The sequence below is a fragment of the Acetobacter senegalensis genome (assembly GCF_001580995.1).
In the GTDB taxonomy this organism is placed as follows: Bacteria; Pseudomonadota; Alphaproteobacteria; order Acetobacterales; family Acetobacteraceae; genus Acetobacter; species Acetobacter senegalensis.
The window spans coordinates 21,446-40,877 of record NZ_LHZU01000128.1 but is presented as its reverse complement, the minus strand read 5'-3'; the positions used below and the strand labels follow the sequence as shown (position 1 = coordinate 40,877).

At 57.9% G+C, this 19,432-nt stretch carries 21 protein-coding genes; 19 read left to right on the top strand and 2 right to left on the bottom strand.

What is annotated here, in order from left to right:
• The first annotated feature begins 10 nt into the window (after positions 1–10).
• The 13 genes from AD948_RS08520 to AD948_RS08460 all read left to right on the top strand — a co-directional run bounded on the left by AD948_RS08520 (position 11) and on the right by AD948_RS08460 (position 13,210).
• Positions 11–2,173: an AsmA family protein gene (locus AD948_RS08520; RefSeq protein ID WP_061471488.1), complete on the top strand. Its 2,163-nt coding sequence runs from the start codon at positions 11–13 to the stop codon at positions 2,171–2,173.
• Positions 2,170–2,919, top strand: coding sequence for an ATP12 family chaperone protein (locus tag AD948_RS08515; RefSeq protein ID WP_061471487.1), 750 nt, complete (start codon positions 2,170–2,172; stop codon positions 2,917–2,919). Before AD948_RS08520 ends, AD948_RS08515 begins: the two co-directional genes overlap by 4 nt.
• Before the next feature lie 144 nt (positions 2,920–3,063).
• Positions 3,064–3,234, top strand: a complete 171-nt coding sequence (locus AD948_RS08510) for a hypothetical protein (RefSeq protein WP_156105420.1) — start codon at positions 3,064–3,066, stop codon at positions 3,232–3,234.
• 103 nt (positions 3,235–3,337) lie between these two features.
• Positions 3,338–3,853, top strand: coding sequence for a Spy/CpxP family protein refolding chaperone (locus AD948_RS08505; RefSeq protein WP_061471486.1), 516 nt, complete (start codon positions 3,338–3,340; stop codon positions 3,851–3,853).
• A gap of 115 nt (positions 3,854–3,968) precedes the next feature.
• Positions 3,969–5,363 (top strand): signal recognition particle protein, encoded by a 1,395-nt coding sequence (gene ffh, locus AD948_RS08500; protein WP_035381070.1) that lies wholly within the window; start codon positions 3,969–3,971, stop codon positions 5,361–5,363.
• 46 nt (positions 5,364–5,409) lie between these two features.
• Positions 5,410–5,760: a 30S ribosomal protein S16 gene (rpsP, locus tag AD948_RS08495; RefSeq protein ID WP_006557532.1), complete on the top strand. Its 351-nt coding sequence runs from the start codon at positions 5,410–5,412 to the stop codon at positions 5,758–5,760.
• A 28-nt stretch (positions 5,761–5,788) separates the two neighbouring features.
• Positions 5,789–6,331, top strand: coding sequence for a ribosome maturation factor RimM (gene rimM, locus AD948_RS08490; RefSeq protein ID WP_045542246.1), 543 nt, complete (start codon positions 5,789–5,791; stop codon positions 6,329–6,331).
• Positions 6,328–7,077, top strand: coding sequence for a tRNA (guanosine(37)-N1)-methyltransferase TrmD (gene trmD / locus AD948_RS08485; RefSeq protein WP_061471485.1), 750 nt, complete (start codon positions 6,328–6,330; stop codon positions 7,075–7,077). The genes rimM and trmD overlap by 4 nt, the downstream gene beginning before the upstream one ends.
• Before the next feature lie 14 nt (positions 7,078–7,091).
• Complete coding sequence (rplS, locus tag AD948_RS08480) at positions 7,092–7,481, top strand: 50S ribosomal protein L19 (RefSeq protein WP_006557529.1); 390 nt, start codon at positions 7,092–7,094, stop codon at positions 7,479–7,481.
• A 252-nt stretch (positions 7,482–7,733) separates the two neighbouring features.
• Entirely contained in the window at positions 7,734–9,137 is a 1,404-nt protein-coding gene (gene leuC / locus AD948_RS08475; RefSeq protein ID WP_061471484.1) for a 3-isopropylmalate dehydratase large subunit, read from the top strand.
• Positions 9,137–9,760, top strand: coding sequence for a 3-isopropylmalate dehydratase small subunit (gene leuD, locus AD948_RS08470; RefSeq protein WP_006557527.1), 624 nt, complete (start codon positions 9,137–9,139; stop codon positions 9,758–9,760). The genes leuC and leuD overlap by 1 nt, the downstream gene beginning before the upstream one ends.
• A gap of 17 nt (positions 9,761–9,777) precedes the next feature.
• On the top strand, positions 9,778–10,896 hold the full coding sequence (gene leuB, locus AD948_RS08465; RefSeq protein WP_035380933.1) for a 3-isopropylmalate dehydrogenase: 1,119 nt from the start codon (positions 9,778–9,780) through the stop codon (positions 10,894–10,896).
• Between the two features lie 196 nt (positions 10,897–11,092).
• A complete protein-coding gene (locus tag AD948_RS08460) occupies positions 11,093–13,210 on the top strand; it encodes a prolyl oligopeptidase family serine peptidase (RefSeq protein ID WP_248845970.1) in 2,118 nt (705 codons plus the stop codon).
• A 132-nt stretch (positions 13,211–13,342) separates the two neighbouring features.
• On the opposite strand, the gene rpsU is transcribed toward AD948_RS08460, so the two are convergent.
• Complete coding sequence (gene rpsU, locus AD948_RS08455) at positions 13,343–13,546, bottom strand: 30S ribosomal protein S21 (protein ID WP_006557524.1); 204 nt, start codon at positions 13,544–13,546, stop codon at positions 13,343–13,345.
• A 201-nt stretch (positions 13,547–13,747) separates the two neighbouring features.
• On the opposite strand from rpsU, the gene def reads away from it, so the two are divergent.
• From def to AD948_RS08430, 5 genes are read left to right on the top strand one after another with little or no spacing between them, the layout of a single operon-like run.
• Positions 13,748–14,278, top strand: coding sequence for a peptide deformylase (def, locus tag AD948_RS08450; protein ID WP_035380931.1), 531 nt, complete (start codon positions 13,748–13,750; stop codon positions 14,276–14,278).
• Positions 14,275–14,955 carry a ubiquinone biosynthesis protein COQ9 gene (locus AD948_RS08445; RefSeq protein ID WP_061471483.1) on the top strand — a complete coding sequence of 227 codons (681 nt, stop codon included), beginning with the start codon at positions 14,275–14,277 and terminating at the stop codon, positions 14,953–14,955. Before def ends, AD948_RS08445 begins: the two co-directional genes overlap by 4 nt.
• 21 nt (positions 14,956–14,976) lie before the next feature.
• On the top strand, positions 14,977–15,504 hold the full coding sequence (locus AD948_RS08440) for a MarR family winged helix-turn-helix transcriptional regulator (RefSeq protein WP_006557521.1): 528 nt from the start codon (positions 14,977–14,979) through the stop codon (positions 15,502–15,504).
• A complete protein-coding gene (locus tag AD948_RS08435) occupies positions 15,494–16,228 on the top strand; it encodes a response regulator (protein ID WP_006557520.1) in 735 nt (244 codons plus the stop codon). The genes AD948_RS08440 and AD948_RS08435 overlap by 11 nt, the downstream gene beginning before the upstream one ends.
• Before the next feature lie 5 nt (positions 16,229–16,233).
• Entirely contained in the window at positions 16,234–17,613 is a 1,380-nt protein-coding gene (locus AD948_RS08430) for an ATP-binding protein (protein WP_061471482.1), read from the top strand.
• Between the two features lie 263 nt (positions 17,614–17,876).
• On the opposite strand, the gene AD948_RS08425 is transcribed toward AD948_RS08430, so the two are convergent.
• Positions 17,877–18,434 (bottom strand): outer membrane protein assembly factor BamE, encoded by a 558-nt coding sequence (locus AD948_RS08425; RefSeq protein WP_058988522.1) that lies wholly within the window; start codon positions 18,432–18,434, stop codon positions 17,877–17,879.
• Between the two features lie 282 nt (positions 18,435–18,716).
• On the opposite strand from AD948_RS08425, the gene AD948_RS08420 reads away from it, so the two are divergent.
• Positions 18,717–19,271 (top strand): DUF177 domain-containing protein, encoded by a 555-nt coding sequence (locus AD948_RS08420; protein WP_058988523.1) that lies wholly within the window; start codon positions 18,717–18,719, stop codon positions 19,269–19,271.
• Positions 19,272–19,432 lie beyond the last annotated feature (161 nt).

Sequence of the window (19,432 nt, the reverse complement as noted above, 5' to 3'; positions counted from 1 at the left end):
AGAGACGTCTATGCGGCTGAAATGGAAGCTGGGTCTGCTGGCCGGTGCTGCTGTGCTTCTGGTGGGGGGCGGCAGCGTTGTGTCCTCCATGCAGGATGCAAACTGGATGCGTGTCAGACTGACCGAGGCAGTAGAAGCCCGGACGGGCCGCCATCTGGCCATTGACCATCTGCATGTCTGGATTTTGCCATTCCCTTGGGTGGAAGCCCGAGGCGTTCGGTTTTCCGGCGTGGAAGAGGGTGGGCCGGATATGCTCACCGCAGGCGAAATCCGCGCCCGGCTGGCGCTCATGCCGCTCTTTCATCATCGGATCGTGCTGAATGATGTAAGCATTATTGAGCCGCATATTTCCGTGCGGCGTTTGGCGGATGGCCGGGCTGACTGGCATTTTACCCCCAGACCCGAGACCGCGCAGGATACAACACCCGGCAAGCCGTCTTCTGGTTCCATGCATTGGAATCTGGGCGTGACAGGTGTGCATATCACCAAGGCTGATGTGCAATGGCAGGATATGCTGCGGCATCGGTCCGGGTGGTTACCGCTTGATGTGGTTCGGGCCAGCAATCTTGAAGGCAGCAAGCCCGAGTTCGAGGTCAAGGCAAGCAAGGGCAAGGGGCAGTTCCTGCTGACCGCCCAGACAGGCCAGCTTCTGCCTGATGCGGCGCAGACGCTGCCAGTGCAGGCCAGAATGACCTTTACGGTGGATGGGCATCCTGCCGGGCTTGCGCATCTGGATGGCACTATTGCCGATCCTGATGGAAAGCGGGCCTACACGCTGAACTTTGGCAGTTCAGTGGGGCAGCTTCAAACGCTGGAAACCTTCTTCCCGCATGCCGCGCTGCCAGACGGACAGAATATCTCCATTGATGCCATAATTGGTGGTCAGGGCGATCAGCCGCAGGTGCAGGGGCTGCATGTGCGCACCGGGCCGGTTGATGCCAGCCGTCTTGTGCCGGGGGCTGCGATCAGCCGCATGACCCTGGATGCCACCCGTCCGGAAGACCGGCTGGCCGTGCTGGTCGATGGCAAGTTGGGCGCGCAGGCGCTGGGCCTGCGGGGCACGGTTGGCACACTGGCGCAGATCACGGCGCTGGCGCTCAACCCAGAGCAGACCGATATGCCTGCGGATCTGATGGTCATGGATGGGGCCTCCAGCCTTCGGGTGGCGGGTACCTTGGGCGGAGGTCGGTCCACGTTGGATGGTCACGGTGTGCTGGATCATCTGGCGCTGGGAGATGGCCGCCCCACCGTGGAAAATCTGAAGGTGGACGGCCATGTAGAGGCTGCGAACACCCTGGCGCTGGTGCACGAGCATGACGTGCAACAGGTTATCCGTGGGGTGACGGCGGCTGTGGATGTGCAGGCCCCGCAGGTGGTGTGGCGGGGGCTGACATGGACCCAGGTTTCCGCCCATGTCACCGTGCAGAGCGGCAAACTGACGGCGGACCCGATCAAGGCAGAAGGCTCTGGCGTGCAGCAGTCAGGCCGATTTGCCTATGATGCCTCGGGCGCTGTGCCGCAGGTTGATATGGCGGCGCACCCGGTGGTGTTGCCGGTCGAATTTGTGCAGGAATGGACTGGCGCCCCCGCGCTTCTGCAAGGCGCTATGACAGTGGTGGGGGCTGTATCTGTTCAGGGAGCAGATGCCTCTACCCAGCGTCGGACAATCACGGGGCACATCGGCGCATCTGTTGTGGATGGCAGCATTGGTGGCCCGGCGTTGCGCACGCTTCTGGGGCCTAATGTGCCGCTTAAAGGAAAAATGCCCGTGCGCTGCTTTGGCACCCACATGCAGGTGGGTGATGGGGTGGCTCGTGTAGATTTGCTGGGGTTGGAGAGTGATTTTCTCTCTCTGCATGGCCACGGGACTGTGGGGTTGGAAAATCAGGCGCTTGATCTGCATCTCTCGCCCCGCGTGGCGCTGGGGGGCGCATCCGCCGCGTCTGACGTGCGGGTGACAGGTACATTTGCCGCCCCCGTGCCGCAGATGGAACCCACCTATGGCGGCCGTTATGGCATCAATATCGGTGGGGATGACGGCGGCGGGGATAATTGCCCGGCCCTGCTTTCCTCCGCACGGGAAGGGGGCACAGGACCGGCCCCTTCTGCGCCAAAGGCGGGGAAGGAAGGGAAGGTCATGAACATGTTGCGTGGGCTGGGATTGTTCAAGTGAGTGAAAATGCAAAGGCCGTAGCGGCATCGGCTGGGCGCAAGCGCTTCTGGAAGCAGGCCAGTGTGGTGCCCGATGGGGCAGGCTATGCCGTGCAGCTTGACGGCAAGCCCGTAAGGTTGCCGGAGCGCACGCCGCTGCGGGTAGAAAGCCGGGCGCTGGCAGACGCGCTGGCAGAGGAATGGCAGGCAGCAGGTAAGGAAGCGGGGGGGCTCTTTCGGCCGGAAGATCTGCCGCTTACCGGTATCGTGGGGTCCATGCTTGAACGTATTCCCGCTCAACGGGAAGGGGTGGTGGAAAGCCTGCTCGCATATGCCGGAAGTGATCTGCTGTGCTATCGGGCCGAAAACTGGTCCGATCTGGCGCGGTTGCAGAAGGAGCAATGGACGCCGTGGCTGGACTGGTGCTGCAAGCGGTTTGATGCACCGCTTGAGGTTTCCGAGGGCATCATGCCCATAGCTCAACCGGCAGAAACATTTAATGCACTGCGGCGTGTGCTGGAGCAGGCAACGCCAGCACAGCTTGCTGCGTTGAGTGTAGCCGTGCCAGCACTTGGCAGCCTTGTGCTGGGTCTGGCGTTGGTAGAGCAGCAGGCCGATCCGGAAACACTGGTGGCATGCGCAACGCTTGATGAGCGTGCGCAGATGCAACGGTGGGGAGAAGATACGGAAATAACGGACCGTATCGCAGCGCTGGTACGTGAAGTGTCAGATGCAGCCCGGTTTCTGGCGTTGTCGCGCCAGAACTAACGGGGCAAAGCAGCGAGGCTTCGGCAATTTGTCGGTATTGCCATGAATTTGCCGCGGTGTGTTTCTAGATCGCATTAGGTCATGCAGCAGGAAGAATGAACGACCTGCAACTATGCTGTCATGTTGCCAGATAAGGAGAACGTGATGCGATCTGACTCTGATACAGACGATATGCTACGCCAGCGTATGTCATCATCCGGTGGAAAAGCGCGCGTGCAGGCGCGTGCCGCTCATCTTTTTGCAACCTGCGCCATGGGATCATGGTTTCTGCTTGGTATTATCCCGATAGTGGTTATTCTTTATTCCATGACGTAAAAAGCCTTTTGCTGGTTTATGATCGCTCGGCAAAAGGTATGCGCAGAAGAATAGGCCTGCGGATGCGTGACGAACGGGATTTTCAGGAAAGGTTTGCAACCAGATGTCATACAAAAATGGATTTCTCGCTGCGGCTGCCGTGACAGGGCTTCTCTGCGCCGTGCTGCCTGCCTCCGCCAATGCCCGGCCGTCCCATCCGCCCAAGGGCGCTCATGGTGGATCTTCGTTGTGGAGCGCGCAGGGTGGTCCTGACATGCTGGAAGGGATCAGCCTGACCAAGCAGCAGCGCAAGAAGATCGACGCCATTCTGAGCGATGCGCACGATCAGGATCAGACGGACAGCATCCGTAATGACATGGGGAAGCTCCATGAGCAGATCCAGGATCAGCTGACAACGCCGGGCCCGATCAACAAGGACCAGATCAACACCCTGCTTCAGCAGCAGGCCTCTTTGCGGGCCCAGCAGGAAGCCCGCCATCTTGATGTGGCCGAGCGTATTCATGATGTGCTGACAGATGATCAGCTCGCGCAGATCAAGGCCCGTCAGACCAAAATCCGGGATCTGATGGAGCAGTTGCGGGAAGTGCAGCACCCGGAACCGACTGACGCCAGCAAGTAACAGACAGAAGTTTCTTGACTCATGGGAAGGGGTGGCTTAACCCCTTCCCCAATTCAGGACCGCCACCCCGCGAGTGTTCGCGCAGTGGCGCGTTTTCTTATGGGGTGGTACGCTATTGTTCGAGGCTCTCTCAGGCAGGCTTTCCGGAGTTTTTGATGGACTCGCCAAACGTGGCGCGCTGTCAGAAGCTGACGTTATGGAGGCAATGCGCGAGGTCCGTCTGGCTATGCTGGACGCAGACGTTGCGCTGCCTGTGGTCAAGGACTTCGTCAACAAGGTTAAAGAGCGTGCTGTGGGTGCGGAGGTGCTGGAAAGCATTTCCCCCGGCCAGGCCGTTGCCAAGATTGTCAATGATGCCCTGATTGATGCGCTGGGCGGCGCTGGTGCCGTCCCGCTCAATCTGAATGCCGTGCCGCCTGTGCCCATTCTGATGGTGGGTTTGCAGGGCTCTGGTAAAACCACCACATCCGGCAAGATCGCGCTGCGCCTGAAAACGCGTGAACGCAAGAAAGTGCTTCTGGCCTCTCTTGATACGCAGCGTCCTGCCGCGCAGTTGCAGTTGGCGCAGTTGGCAGAGCAGGCCGGTGTGCCGTCTCTGCCGATTGTCGCGGGTCAGACTCCGGTTGAAATTGCGCATCGCGCGTTGGATACCGCCCGGCGTGAAGGGTTTGACGTTGTCATTCTCGACACCGCGGGCCGTCTGTCCATTGATGAAGCACTGATGGAAGAAGTGCGGCAGGTTCGCGCTGTAACCCATCCTGCCGAAACGCTGCTGGTTGTGGATGCCATGACCGGGCAGGATGCCGTGAACACCGCCAAGGCCTTTAATGAGGCTGTTGGCGTGACCGGCGTTGTCATGACCCGTATGGATGGTGATGCGCGCGGTGGTGCCGCCCTGTCCATGAAGGCCATTACCGGCGCGCCAATCAAGCTGACTGGCTCTGGCGAAAAGCTGGATGCGCTGGAAGAATTCCACCCCGAACGTGTTGCTGGCCGTATCCTCGGTCTGGGTGACATCGCCGGGTTGGTGGAAAAAGCGGCTGATACGCTGGATCATGAAGAAGGCGAACGCCTGGCCAAGAAGATGATGGCCGGCAAGTTCGATCTTGATGACTATGCGTCCCAGATCCGGCAGATCAACAAGCTGGGGTCTATCTCCGGCATTGTTGGCATGCTGCCCGGAATGGGAAAGCTGAAAGAGGCGCTGGGGGACAAGGATCTGGATACGTCCGTCCTCAAGAAGCACCTCGCCATTATTTCATCCATGACCAAGGGCGAGCGGAAGAAGCCTGCCATTATCAAGGCATCCCGCAAGAAGCGTATTGCCGCCGGGTCTGGAACCACGGTTCAGGAAGTCAACAAGCTGCTCAAGCAGTTTGATATGATGTCCGACATGATGAAGCGCTTTAACAAGCTGGGCGTGAAAGGTCTCATGCGCCAGGGAATGTCCGCGCTCATGCCTAAAGGAATGGGAGGAGGGCCGCCGGGTGGTGGCCGTCCCTTCCGCTAAGCGGCCTGTTTCTCTTTCAAGTTTTTCTGGGTTTGGAGTGATCTGAATGAGTGTTAAAATTCGTCTTGCCCGCGCAGGTGCAAAAAAGCGTCCGTACTACCACATTGTTGTGGCAGACAGCCGTTCCCCGCGTGATGGCCGTTTTATTGAAAAGGTTGGCGCGTACAACCCAATGCTGCCGTCTGACCACGCAGACCGCGTGCGTCTGGTGAACGAACGCATCACGCATTGGCTGTCTCAGGGCGCACAGCCCACGGACCGTGTGGCCCGCTTCCTGGGGAACGCCGGTCTGGCTCCGAAGCCTGCTTATGCAGAACAGCCCAAGCAGTCTGCGCCGAAGAAGAAGGCCCAGGCTCGCGCAGAAGCTGCTGCCAAAGCTGCTGAAGCCGCTGCCTGAGTCTGAAAAGCACTGAGCAGACCGGATCATGCGTCCTGACCTTATCCTGATAGGCGTTGTAGGAAGACCCCATGGTGTGCGCGGCCTTGTGCGCGTGCACAGCTATGCGGATGATCCTGCAGCACTTGAGGGGTTCAAGGCTCTGGTGGATGATCAAGGCCGTAACTGGTCTTTGCGGTGGCGTGGGGCTGATGGTGTGGCGGAACTGCGTGATGCGCAGGGACAGGCACTGGCGGACCGTACGGCAGCGCAAGGGGTGGTGAACACGCGTCTTTACGTTCCGCGCGATGCTCTGCCCGAGCCGGAAGAGGAAGAATTCTACCATGCTGATCTGATTGGCATGGAGGCACGGGAAAACGGACAGTCTCTGGGGCAGGTGGTCATGGTGCATGACTACGGTGCCGGAGCCAGTCTGGAGCTTGCCGGGGGGATGCTGGTTCCGTTTACGCGGGCCTGCGTGCCGGAGATTGATCAGGCTAACCGTGTTCTGACCGTTATCCGCCCTGTAGAGGTTGCGGGTGAAGAAGGACGCGGTGTCGGTAGCCCTAAAACGCCGGAGCCTTCAGCGTGAGCTGGCAGGCAACAATCCTGACACTGTTTCCGGACATGTTTCCGGGGCCGCTGGGGTTGTCTCTGGCCGGGCGGGCGCTGGGTGGTGGTGTGTGGTCATGCCAGACGCATGATCTGCGCCAGCATGGTCTGGGGCGGCATCGTGCTGTTGATGATACGCCGTTTGGCGGTGGAGCAGGCATGGTGATCCGGGCAGATGTGGTTGATGCCGCACTGTCTGCCATTCAGGCTCCGGAAGGTGCGCCACGCGTGTTTTTAACGCCCCGTGGCCGCCCTCTGCGTCAGCAGGACGTCAGTCGTTACGCGCAGGGGCCCGGTGTGGTGTTGCTGTGCGGGCGGTTTGAAGGCGTGGACGAGCGTGTGCTTGAAGCCCGGGGTATCGAACAGGTCTCCATCGGAGACTATGTTCTTTCCGGGGGGGAGACGGCTGCTCTGGTGTTGCTGGACGCATGTGTCCGGCTGTTGCCCGGTGTTATGGGAAGTGATGAAAGCGGCGTGGAGGAAAGTTTTTCCGACGGGCTGCTGGAATATCCCCATTACACCCGCCCTGCATCATGGGACGGGCGAGACGTGCCGGAAGTCCTGCTCTCTGGTAATCATGCGGCAATCGCGGCATGGCGGCAGAAACAGGCTGAAGAAATAACGCGGGAAAGACGGCCGGACCTGTGGTCTGCCTGGCTGGATCGCAGGGAAAGAAATGAGGCTGCTGCCGGAAGGTCCGGACAGTCAGGCCGAACTGGGGTTTGAGGAAGGATACGGATATGAACATTATTCAGCAGTATGAAGCTGCCGAAATCGCGCGTCTGACAGCTCAGCGCGCCGTGCCGGAATTTGCTGCGGGTGACACCGTTCGCGTTTCCGTTCGCGTTGTTGAAGGTGAACGCCAGCGTCTGCAGGCTTTTGAAGGTGTGGTGATTGCCCGCTCCAACAAGGGTCTGAACAGCAACTTCACCGTGCGCAAGATCTCCAATGGTGAAGGTGTGGAACGTGTGTTCCCGCTGTATGCGCCGACCATTGCTGAAATCAAGGTTGTGCGTCGCGGTAAAGTGCGTCGCGCGAAGCTGTACTATCTGCGTGGCCGTAGCGGTAAGTCTGCCCGCATTGCTGAACGTCCGCGTGACGTTGTGGCACCGGCTGCTGCTGCCAACTAAAAACAGGCTGACCAGCCTGCGGGCTGGTCTGACTTTTCAAAACCCGGTCGGGCCTGTGCCTGCCGGGTCTTTGCGATGCTGAGAAGATGAAGGCGCGGTTCTTTTCGTCTGTCAGATAGCTGTTTTGCCTTCCGTCCAGCATGCCGCGTCATGGCTGGATGAACACCGCAGAAGCATAAGCCTTGCTCTGCTGGTTGTGGTATTGCAGATGCCTCTGCGCGAATCCGCACTGTTTCACGAAAGGGGAGGGCCATGGCGCCGCGTACGTTGTTCGACAAGATCTGGGACCACCATGTTGTCGAGACTCTGCCGGATGGCACCTCTATCCTTTATATTGACCGTCACCTCCTCCATGAAGTGACAAGCCCGCAGGCGTTTGAAGGCCTGCGCCTTGCTGGCCGCCGTCTGCGTCACCCGGAAATGACAGTTGCCGTTGTAGACCACAACGTGCCGACATCTGACCGAACGCAGCCGATTGAAGAGCCGGAAAGCCGCAATCAGATTGAAACGCTGGAACGGAACGTCAAGGAATTTGGCGTGCCGTATATTCCGCTGCTGTCCGCCAATCAGGGTATTGTGCACGTGGTGGGGCCGGAGCAGGGTATTTCCCTGCCGGGCATGACCATTGTGTGTGGGGACTCTCATACCTCAACCCACGGCGCCATGGGGGCGTTGGCCTTCGGGATCGGTACGTCTGAAGTTGAGCATGTCATGGCCACGCAGACCATTCTGCAGCGTCCCGCCAAGAACATGCGCGTGACTGTGGAAGGAACGCTGGGGGCCGGGGTTTCCGCCAAGGACGTTATGCTGGCCATTATCGGGCATATCGGCACGGCAGGCGGCACCGGGCATGTGATCGAATTTGCCGGGTCTGCCATCCGCGGGCTGGACATGGCTGGCCGCATGACCATCTGCAACATGTCCATCGAGGCAGGGGCTCGTGCTGGTCTGGTTGCGCCTGATGATGTGACGTTCGAGTATGTGCGCGGTCGTCCGTTTGCCCCCAAAGGCGACGATTTTGAAAAGGCCGTGGCGTATTGGCGCACGCTTTCTTCTGATGAAGGCGCGCATTTTGATACGGAAGTGACGCTGCGGGCGGAAGATATCGCACCCAGCCTGACATGGGGCACCAGCCCGGAAACCGTGCTGCCCATTACCGCCGCTGTGCCGGACCCTGCTCAGGAACCAGACGAAGCCAAGCGTGTGCAGATGCAGCGCATGCTGGACTATATGGGGCTGGAAGCTGGGCAGAAAATTGCCGGAACACCGGTTGACGTTGTTTTCATCGGCTCCTGCACCAACAGCCGGATTGAAGACCTGCGCGCAGCCGCCGAAGTGGCTGCAGGCCGCAAGGTGGCAGACGGTGTGCGGGCCATGATTGTACCCGGCTCTGGTCTGGTAAAGCGGCAGGCGGAAGAGGAAGGTCTGGACAAGATCTTCCTTGATGCCGGGTTTGAATGGCGCGAGGCAGGATGCTCCATGTGTCTGGGTATGAACCCTGATCGGCTGACGCCGGGCCAGCGGTGTGCCTCCACCTCCAACCGTAATTTTGAAGGGCGTCAGGGGCCCGGTGGGCGGACGCATCTGCTCTCTCCCGCCATGGCCGCGGCCGCGGCGGTTACAGGCTGCCTGACGGATGTAAGGGAGCTGGCATAATGGATAAGTTCACGGTTCTGTCTGCTGTGGCTGCGGCACTGCCGGAAGCCAATATTGATACAGACAAGATCATCCCGGCCCGCTTCCTGAAAACCACGCGCCGCACGGGCCTTGGCAAACATGCGTTTGATAGCATGCGTTACCTGCCGGATGGCTCTGAAAATCCTGATTTTGTGCTGAACAAGCAGCCGTGGCGTCAGGCTGAAATTCTTGTCACGTATGACAATCTGGGTTGTGGTTCTTCACGCGAGCATGCGCCGTGGGCTCTGCTTGATTTTGGTATCCGTTGCGTTATTGCGCCCTCTTTTGCGGACATCTTTTTCAACAACTGCTTCAAGAACGGCATTCTGCCCATCCGTCTGCCGCGTGAGGTGTGTGATGCACTGATGGCGGATGCCGCCATGGGCAGCAATGCAAAGCTGACGGTTGATCTGCCGCGTCAGGTTGTTATCCGTCCCGATGGGCAGGAAGTGCCGTTTGAGATTGATCCGTTCCGCAAGCATATGTTGCTGGAGGGGCTGGATGATATTGGTCAGACGCTTAAACATGAAGGTGAGATTGAAACCTTTGAAAGCAGCGTAGCCAAGGAACTGCCCTGGATGCCCAAAATTTCCTTCGATTGATGAGCTTGGAGAACCCCATGACTGCTCAGCCAGCCAAAAAGCTGCTTGTTCTGCCCGGAGACGGGATTGGCCCGGAAGTAATGCGCGAAGTCGGGCGTATCATCACATGGCTGGAAGAAAAGCGTGGGCTCTCTTTCGAGATTACAGAAGATCTGGTGGGTGGGGCTTCTCTGGCCGAATACGGTGAGCCCATCCGTGATGAAGTGATTGAAAAAGCACGCGCTGCGGATGCCGTGCTGTTCGGTTCCGTGGGTGATCCGCGCTGGAACCATGTGGGTTTTGAAAAGCGCCCTGAACTGGCCATCCTCAAGCTGCGTCAGGAACTGGCCCTGTTTGCCAACCTGCGCCCCGCCAAGGTGTTTGATGCTCTGGTGGATGCCAGCACCCTCAAACCCGATGTGGTGCGTGGGCTGGATATCATGATCGTGCGTGAAACCGTGGGGGGGATTTACTTCGGTAATCCGCGCGGGATTGAAACCCTGCCTGATGGCAGCAAGCGTGGGATCAATACGGAAGTTTATACCACATCAGAAATTGAGCGTGTTGCCCGTGTAGCCTTTGATCTGGCCCGCAAGCGCTCTGGCCGTGTCTGTTCCGTTGAAAAATGCAACGTGATGGAAAGCGGCCTGTTGTGGAAAGAGGTCGTGACAGACCTGCATGCGCGTGAATATCAGGATGTGGAGCTTTCCCACATGCTGGCTGATAACTGCGCCATGCAGTTGGTGCGTAACCCGCGCCAGTTTGATGTCATTGTTACCGGCAACCTGTTTGGGGATCTGCTGTCTGATCTGGCTTCCATGCTGACCGGCAGCCTGGGCATGCTGCCCTCCGCCACGCTGGGCGCGCCGGGCGCTAATGGCAAAACACCTGCACTGTATGAACCCATCCACGGCAGTGCGCCAGATATCGCCGGGCAGGGCATTGCCAACCCGATTGCACAGATCCTCTCCTTCGCCATGTTGCTGCGTTATTCCTTTGATCTGCAGGAAGAAGGGCAGTTGATTGAAGATGCTGTCTCCAACGTACTGGCCAGCGGCCTGCGTACGGCGGACATCATGAGCGAAGGTATGGCCCGCGTTGGCACGTCCGTTATGGGTGAAGCCATTGTGCGTGAACTGGACAAGTTCCAGAAATAAAAGCGTTTGCTTTCCGGATATCACTCTGGAAGCATGAAAAAACGGAAGGATAAAATGCCTTCCGTTTTCTATTCTCCCCTCTTTGTGTCATGGCCGCAGGGAGGGTGCAGAACGGGAAGGCCAAGACAAATTGTCTTCTTTCCGATACAAAATAAAACCCGTTGAAATGTGACAGCAGAATAAGAGGACAGTCTTGATGCGTCTTGGACGTTGGATACTGACATGCGCGGCATCAGCGCTTGTTATGGCAGGGGCAGCAAGTCACGGGATTGCTCAAACTGACGGGATGGGAAAAGACGCCTCTTTTCTGAATGACATTCACGGAGCAAAGGCTCTGGCCTGGGTCAGGGCGCAGAACCATCACACAACGTCAACTCTTGAAAAAGATAAGCGTTATCAAGGGTTCTATAAAAATACGCTGTCAGTTCTTCAGGCGTCAGACCGCCTTGCCATGCCGGAGATTCTGGGCGGAGATATCTGGAATTTCTGGCAGGACGCACATCATCCTCACGGATTGTGGCGGATGACCAGTCGGTCTTCCTATCTGACAAAGCAGCCAAAATGGCAGACCCGGTTGGATGTGGATGCTCTAGCAGCCAAGGAGCACATGAACTGGGTTTTTGAAGGGGCAGACTGTCTTGCTCCTGAAGATGAGCATTGTCTGGTAACGCTCTCCAACGGGGGCGAGGATGCCAACACCCTGCGCGAGTTCAATACCAAGACAGGGCAGTTTGTGCCCAACGGTTTTGTTTTTTCACGTTCCAAGCAGACGGCGGCGTGGGTTGATCAGGATACGATCCTGCTGGCGCGGGATTGGGATGGAAAAGGCACGACCCTCACGCCGTCCGGTTATCCGTTTGTTGTGAAGAAGATGGTGCGCGGTGGCCCAGAAGGGCAGGCTGTTGAACTGTACCGGGGTGAGAAATCAGACATGATTGTCTCCCCCATGGTGCTAACGGATGGAGACGGCCATAAACTGGTTATAATCCAGCGTAACGTGACGTTTTTTGAAACCCATTATGCGGTGGTTGAAGGCGATAAACTGCGTTGGCTGGCCGTGCCTGCTAAAAGTGAAATTCATGGTCTGCTGAAGGGGCGTCTTGTTTTGTCCGTTCAGGAAGACTGGCATCCTCAGGGCTTGCCCGTGGTGCCAGCGGGCAGTCTGGTCTCCATAGACCCGGCAGCACCGGAGAGCGGTGTGGAAGTTATTTTTACCCCTGGGCCGTCCCAATCCATTGATGAAGTGGGGGTGACCAAAAATACGGTTCTGGTCAGTCTGTTTGATAACGTGCGCGGTCGCGCCATGCGCTTTACGGAAATGCAGCCGGGGCGTCCATGGAATGGTGAGGCGCTGGAACTGCCAGACATGACCTCCATTCACATTGTGACGACAGATCACGCCTCAGATACCGCCTATCTGAGCGTGGAGGGATATCTGGAACCGCAACAACTCTGGCTGGTGGACGAGACAACGGCTCCCCGTAAGGTGAAGGCAGCGCCTGCGCGCTTCAATACAGCGGGCCTGACCACGGAGCAGTTCTGGGCGAAGTCCACAGATGGAACACGTATTCCTTATTTTGTGGTGCACAGAAAGAACATGAAACTGAATGGGGCCAACCCCACGCTGCTGACAGCATATGGTGGTTTTCAGGTGTCTTATACGCCCACCTATGCGCCGGAAATCGGCAAGCTGTGGCTGGAGCGCGGCGGTGTGTATGTTGTCGCCAATATTCGTGGCGGGGGGGAGTTTGGACCTGCTTGGCATGAAGCTGGCCGTAAATCAGGCAGACAGAGCGTTTATGATGATTTTGCCGCAGTGGGGCAGGATCTGGTTTCACGGAAAATAACCACGCCGCGTCACCTCGGTATTCGGGGGCGTTCTAATGGTGGTTTGCTGGCGGGTGTGCAGATGGTGCAGCATCCGGATATGTGGAACGCGGTGATTATTGGTGTGCCGCTTCTGGACATGGAACATTTTGAAACCATGTCCGCCGGGGCGTCGTGGGCGGATGAATATGGGTCCATGTCCGTTCCTGCTGAGGCAGCTTTTCTTAAAAAGATATCACCCGTGCAGCATCTCAAGGCTGAGGTGACTTACCCCACACCATTTATTTTTACGGCCACGAGTGATGACAGGGTGGGGCCGGTTCATGCCCGCCGGTTTGCGGCACGGCTGGAAGCTCTGGGCAAGCCGTTCTTCTATTATGAAGATATTGAGGGTGGTCATTCCGGTACAGTCAATGCGCCGGAAGTGGCCCATGAGCGTGCGTTGGAAGCCGTCTATCTGTCTCATCGGCTGATGGATGCACACTGAGTGATCTGACAACCGGCCCCTGTCTTCCAAGGGGCCGGTTTGACGCGGTGGGGCAGAGAGGGTTTGCTCCATAAAGAAAAGGCCGGGCACCTTGCGGTGCACCGGCCTTTTTCTGGCGTATGAAGCGGAAGCTTAGAAGCCTTCGCGTTCCAGACGCTTGCGTTCCATTTTGCGAGCGCGGCGCACGGCCTCAGCAGACTCACGGGCTTTACGCTCGGACGGCTTTTCAAAATGACGACGCAGCTTCATTTCACGGAAGATCCCTTCGCGCTGCATTTTCTTTTTGAGTGCCTTGAGAGCCTGATCGACATTGTTGTCACGGACGAGAACGTGCACTTGGCCACTAACCCCTGTTTCAGAAAACCCGGATAACCCCGGTTTTGAAGTGATATGAAAAAAGAACCGATCCAGCACCAGCGCGCTGCCGATTCCTCTATTGGCGGCGTCTATAGCACGGGCTGATGCAAATACACAATTCGTTCTTGCTTCTTGCCAACAAACTCTTGTGACACAGTTCTTTCAGAAAGGGAGTGTGGAATGGCTGTACTGAAAATTGCCCGGATGGGGCATCCTGTGTTGCTGAAAAAGGCGGAGGAGGTGGAAGATGGCACCGCGCCAGATATTCAGCGCCTTATTGATGATATGATAGAAACACTGGCTGATGCTGGCGGTGTAGGGCTGGCCGCACCACAAGTTCATGTTTCAAAAAGGCTTTTTCTCTATTCCGTTCCGGAGAGTCGGAGCGAAGGAGTGGACGATCCTGCCCTGGATGTGCAGGTGATCATCAATCCTGAACTTGAACCGGTGGATGAAGAGATGATTCCGCGGTTTGAAGGATGCCTGTCCATTCCCGGATGGCGGGGCGAAGTGCCGCGTTACAAGCGGGTCCGCTATGCTGGTTACGACAGAACAGGCAATCGCGTGGAAGGTGTGGCCTCCGGATTCCGGGCGCATGTCATGCAGCATGAAATGGACCATCTGAACGGGATTCTCTATCCCATGCGGATGACGGATCTTGGCAAGTTGGGTTTTGAGGCCGAAATGGCGCGATATGGAGTGCGGGCATGAGCGGGTGGAGCGGGAAAGTGCAGCAGGCAGTGTCTCTGGCGGTAGCCGGGCTTGCAACGAGCAGCATGCCAGCTGCGATAGAACGGGACCCAGTGCGTGATACGGCCCTGAAAAAACTCGCCTCCGTTGCCGGAGAGCGGGGCTGGAGTCTGGCGGCACTGCGGGATGTCGCAGGGCCTGAGGCTGATCTGCTTTTCCCCGGTGGGCCTGTGGAAATGGTAGAGGCTTGGTCTGACCTGTGTGACCGGGACATGATTGCCGCCATGGCGGATACCGAGGAGCCTCGCCTCAGTCAGCGTGTCAAACAGGCGCTTCTGCTGCGGTTACCCGTTGATCCGGCCATGCGGAGTGGGGCGAAAACAGGTTTTGGTGTTCTGGCTGCGCCATGCGGTCGGGGTGCGCTTCGCCGTTCCCTGATGCGCACAGTGAACGCCATCTGGCAGGCGGCTCAGGACGATTCGTCGGGCATGACCTACATGACCAAACGGCTCACTCTGGGCACGGTATATGGCGCGACGCTTCTCTACTGGCTCTCCCGTGGACAAAATGAGGCTGATCTGGCGGCGTTTGTTGAACGACGTCTGGCTGGTGTGCTGCGGTTGGGCCGCCTGAAAGCGCGTCTGACCGGGGGCCTTCAGCCCGCCAGACAGCCCGAGCCTTATGCGACATCAGCCTGACAGACGCGCAGGAACAGCGGGATGAGCGGGTATCGTCCGAGTGATGACGCCGGGGCAGGACTCCTTTTTCTCAGGGAAGAACAGATTCGGCTGGCCCAGACCATGATGCTGTTGGCCGGACGGGATATGGCACAGGCCATGGAACCGATTCTGGCGGAGCAGTCGCTGGGGAAGGCGCATTATCGGGTGTTGCAGGTGCTGGCTTTTAGCCCCGGTCTTTCTGTCAGCCGTCTGCAGGAAATTCTTGGCGTGACCAAGCAAAGCCTCGGGCGCACGCTGGGGGAGTTGACCGAACGGGGATATCTGGAAAGCGAGTCCTGCATGCGGGACAGACGGCAGAAGCTTTTACGCCTGAGCAAAGAGGGCCAGAGTGTGGAGGCACGTCTGTTTGCCGTGGTGCGCCATAGGCTGGTTGCCGCGTATCGGGAAGCGGGTGGCGCTGCGGTGGAGGGCTTCCGCCGTGTCATGTGGGGGATGTTGTCAGACAGCAGCCGCGCAGTAGTGGCGGAAGACGCCGCCGGACGAAAGAAGGGACGCCATGGTTCATAATCTGCACGACGACATGATGCTGGAAGAAGGCATGGCACCGCATGTTATTGTGGTGGATGATGATCCTCGTCTGCGGCGGCTCTTGCAACGTTATCTGTCTGAGCATGGGTTCCGTATCAGCGTGGCGGCCAATGCGGCCGAGGCGCGGCAGGCGCTGGGGGGCATTCAGCCTGATGCCATGGTGCTGGATGTGACCATGCCCGGAGAAAACGGGCTGGAGTTGACCCGCGCGCTGCGGGACACAGGGCAGGAATTTCCCATTCTGCTGCTGACAGCTCGCGGGGAACCGGCGGACCGTATTACCGGGCTTGAAGCCGGTGCGGACGATTATTTGGGAAAGCCGTTTGAACCACGTGAACTGCTTTTGCGGCTCAAGGCCCATCTGCGGCGTCTGGCGCCTGCACCGGCAGCAGACAATTTGCGGATCATTCGGCTGGGAGATCTGGAGTTTGACCCCATGCGCGCACTTCTTTCCGGGCCAGAGGGGAATATTCATCTGACCGGGGGGGAAGCTGCTCTTCTCTCTGTCCTGGCGCGGCGTCCCAACGAGGTTTTTACCCGCGAGGAAATAGCCAAGGCCCTTGATATGGCTGAAATTGGAGAGCGCGCCGTGGATGTGCAGGTTACGCGGCTGCGTCGCCGTATCGAGCCAGACCCGCGTGAGCCCCGCTTCCTCCATACAATTCGCGGGCGCGGATATGTGCTGAAGCCGGGTATTCAATAAGCCAGATGAACCGCAGAAGGCTCAGGCTGTTTCCGTCACGGATATGGAAATCCCGTCGGGTGGAGAAATCCATGCGGCGGGTTCTGCCGCGCTCCCTGCTTGGGCGGTCTCTGCTGATTGTCTTCATTCCGCTGCTTGTGACGCAGGCAATCTCCCTTGAACTGTTTTACGGAAACTTTCTCAAGGTTGTGTCCCGCCGTCTGTCAGACAGCGTCAGTTCCGAAATTGTGCTTTCTCTCAATGCGTTGGAGCGGTTGCACAAACAAAGCGACAAGGAATGGTTTGTCGAACAGGCGCGTGACCACCTGCAGCTGGTGGAAACCTGGCACGCGGGAGCCAAGCTGCGGCGGGTTGGCTTCAACCATGTGCTTGGGCCAATGGATGAAGATCTGGCCCACGCACTGGAAAATGCAATCGATCACCCATTTTTTGTAAACTGGCGGAGTGATCCGCATACCGTGAAAATTTCCATCCAGTTGAGCGATGGCGTGCTGGAGGTGGAAGCGCCCCGCAAACGGCTGGATATGGGGCAGATCTGGTTGTTTGTGGCATGGGCTTTAGGCAGTTCTCTGCTGCTGTTTATCATTGCCAGCCTGTTCATGCGTAATCAGGTGCGGGCCATCAGGCGGCTGGCGCATGCGGCCGAACAATTTGGTCTGGGGCGGGATATCGGGCCCATCAAACCGGAAGGGGCGCAGGAAGTGCGTAAGGCTTCCGTAGCCTTCAACCGCATGCAGGACCGGATCTTCCGATTTGTGTCTCAACGGACAGGTGTTCTGGCAGGTGTATCGCACGATCTACGCACACCGTTGACCCGCATTCGTCTCTCATTAGCCATGATGCCACGCACAGGGGTGGTGAAGGCAGAAGATCTGCGCGGGGATGTGGATGACATGATCGGTGATGTGGTTGAAATGGAACACATGATCGACAGTTATCTGGCGTTTGCGCGGGGTGAGGGCGCTGAAACGCCGCTTCTGGTGGAATTTGCACCATTCATGGAAGACGTTGTGATAGCAGCCCGACGCACAGGCGCGCGGGTAAGCGCCGTCAGTGTGCAGAAGGATTTGCAGGTCATGATACGCCCGGATGCCCTGCGGCGTGCATTGACCAACCTGTTGGACAATGCGCGCAGGCATGGTGGCGCAATAACCATAACAGCCCGGGCGGTCGCTGAAGGCGCTTGCATTTTAGTAGATGATGATGGCCCAGGTATCAGCCCGGAACGACGGGAAGCCGTTTTCCGGGCTTTTGAAAGTGGCCGAGGTGGCGGAACCGGGCTGGGGCTGACCATCTCCCGTGACATCGTACGGGCGCATGGCGGAGAGATGGAGCTGGATGTCTCCCCATCAGGCGGGCTGAGAGTGCGTATCCTTTTGCCCTGAGAGAATTCTCTTCATTCGTTTCAGGACGTTTGGCCCGTTCCGACGCATGGCGTTGTCGCAGATCAGGTTAAGAGGGCGCTTCGTCTCTCCTGTTTGAAGAGCCGGTGATTTCAGCGTTGTTTTAAGCCTACTCAAGACCCACATAGAGAGATGTGACGCCAAAAGGCAGATTTCCAAAGACTAACATGGCGGCTGAAGGAGAACGCTTTCACGTAACCATGGAGCGGCTAAACCAGTCCGGTAAGTCTTTTAAATCGCTACTCTTAGAGCGTGTTGCCTGAGCCAAAATGACCGGGGCCGCTGTTGTTGCCCATCATGCCAGTGCCCGATGTGCTGCCGCCGCCCATCATGTTCTGCATGGGGTTGTAGCGGCCTACGTTACCAAGAATCTGCTGCAGGATATTGATGCTGGTGCCAGGGGTGGGTGTGACCTGACTAATCATGGCAACAGGCCGGGCATCCCGGCGGCTGAGTGTCCGCAGGCTTTCCAGTGTGCCGTTGCCGCCGAACTTGAGAACAACAACCTGCTGCTTCTTGATGCCCGGAAAATCTATGGGGCGCAGATAGGTGGCCATGGAAATATAAATCCATGTGTTGTCGTCAAAGGCTCCCTTGGTCGTGGCGGAGCCGAGAAGATCGACCGCGTCAGCCCGTGTGCTCGTGCCGGGAATGAGCTGATTGTAATCATCAGCTTCAATCAGGGAGCCACGGGGGATAGGGGTGGGGCGGAACACATTGCAGCCAGAAAGAACGCACAGGGCTGCCAGCAACCCGCACTTTGCGCGGACATTGGCAATTTTTCTTGAGCGTTGCGGCATCATGTCAGTAAAGCACCCCGGTTTGTGCAGTCACTCTAACGTGTCGAGACAAAAAAAGACAGGGCTGCCCACACGCAGACACCTGCTTCTGTCGGATGCCCGAACAGGCGGGGGGCGTCAATTCCTGAATTCTGTCATGGAGCTGTTTTGCAGGAAAACCATATGTTCCGCCCTTACGGCACGCAGGGTTTGTGATAGGGCTGTGAGTGTCTGTTCCTTGCAAATACGGCGGTAGCAGCATGTTTGGATTAAACATCACAGATGTCTTTGTTTCAGGAGGCTCCCATGGCCGCTAAACCGGAATTTTCCCGCCTGACGGCCGTACGCCGAATCGCGCCAGGAGGGCTGAACGTAACGGTTGAGGCAACGCCAGAGGAATGCAGGCAGATTGCTGTGCGTCTTGGGTTGCCTGAAGTCAGCATGTTGCGGTGCAAATATCACCTGACAGCCACCGGACGAGACTGCGTTACGGCTCATGGTGCGCTGGCGGCGCGTTTCAAGCAGACCTGTGTGGTGACTCTTGAACCGTTTGAGGACGTGATGGCAGGCTCTTTTGAGGTGCAGTTCGTGCCTGCGGAAGATTTTGAAGAAAGTGCCGAGCCTGATCTGGAAGCGATTGATGAAATTCCTTATGAAGGAGACTCCATTGATCTTGGAGAAGCGGCTGTAGAGCAGTTTGCTCTGGATCTGGAGCCTTATCCTCACGCACCGGATGCGGTTCTGCCCCCCGGACTTGTGATCACTGAGGAAGAGGCGGAGAAACGGGCGCAGGAAGAGGCGCGTGCCAGAGGAAACACGCCATTTTCCGCGCTTGAACAGTTGCGCCGTAAAGATAGCTGACCTGTTAGAGGCGGATTTCTTGCAGTGTTGCTTGCGAAAGGGGCAGCTCTCTGCTAGAGCCCGCCCTCAATCTGGTGATTAACCTGTTTTGTCTTGCTGGCGGCATGGCCTGAGTGTTGTGACGCCGGTGGTCTTTAGATCTGTTTGGAGGGGCTCGGGCC

Coding starts and splice junctions, on each gene's coding strand:
- AD948_RS08520 (WP_061471488.1), top strand. CDS start 11: ATGCGGCTGAAATGGAAGCTGGGTCTGCTGGCCGGTGCTGCTGTGCTT.
- AD948_RS08510 (WP_156105420.1), top strand. CDS start 3,064: ATGCGATCTGACTCTGATACAGACGATATGCTACGCCAGCGTATGTCA.
- AD948_RS08505 (WP_061471486.1), top strand. CDS start 3,338: ATGTCATACAAAAATGGATTTCTCGCTGCGGCTGCCGTGACAGGGCTT.
- rpsP (WP_006557532.1), top strand. CDS start 5,410: ATGAGTGTTAAAATTCGTCTTGCCCGCGCAGGTGCAAAAAAGCGTCCG.
- rimM (WP_045542246.1), top strand. CDS start 5,789: ATGCGTCCTGACCTTATCCTGATAGGCGTTGTAGGAAGACCCCATGGT.
- rplS (WP_006557529.1), top strand. CDS start 7,092: ATGAACATTATTCAGCAGTATGAAGCTGCCGAAATCGCGCGTCTGACA.
- leuC (WP_061471484.1), top strand. CDS start 7,734: ATGGCGCCGCGTACGTTGTTCGACAAGATCTGGGACCACCATGTTGTC.
- leuD (WP_006557527.1), top strand. CDS start 9,137: ATGGATAAGTTCACGGTTCTGTCTGCTGTGGCTGCGGCACTGCCGGAA.
- leuB (WP_035380933.1), top strand. CDS start 9,778: ATGACTGCTCAGCCAGCCAAAAAGCTGCTTGTTCTGCCCGGAGACGGG.
- AD948_RS08460 (WP_248845970.1), top strand. CDS start 11,093: ATGCGTCTTGGACGTTGGATACTGACATGCGCGGCATCAGCGCTTGTT.
- def (WP_035380931.1), top strand. CDS start 13,748: ATGGCTGTACTGAAAATTGCCCGGATGGGGCATCCTGTGTTGCTGAAA.
- AD948_RS08445 (WP_061471483.1), top strand. CDS start 14,275: ATGAGCGGGTGGAGCGGGAAAGTGCAGCAGGCAGTGTCTCTGGCGGTA.
- AD948_RS08440 (WP_006557521.1), top strand. CDS start 14,977: ATGAGCGGGTATCGTCCGAGTGATGACGCCGGGGCAGGACTCCTTTTT.
- AD948_RS08435 (WP_006557520.1), top strand. CDS start 15,494: ATGGTTCATAATCTGCACGACGACATGATGCTGGAAGAAGGCATGGCA.
- AD948_RS08430 (WP_061471482.1), top strand. CDS start 16,234: ATGAACCGCAGAAGGCTCAGGCTGTTTCCGTCACGGATATGGAAATCC.
- AD948_RS08425 (WP_058988522.1), bottom strand. CDS start 18,434: ATGATGCCGCAACGCTCAAGAAAAATTGCCAATGTCCGCGCAAAGTGC.
- AD948_RS08420 (WP_058988523.1), top strand. CDS start 18,717: ATGGCCGCTAAACCGGAATTTTCCCGCCTGACGGCCGTACGCCGAATC.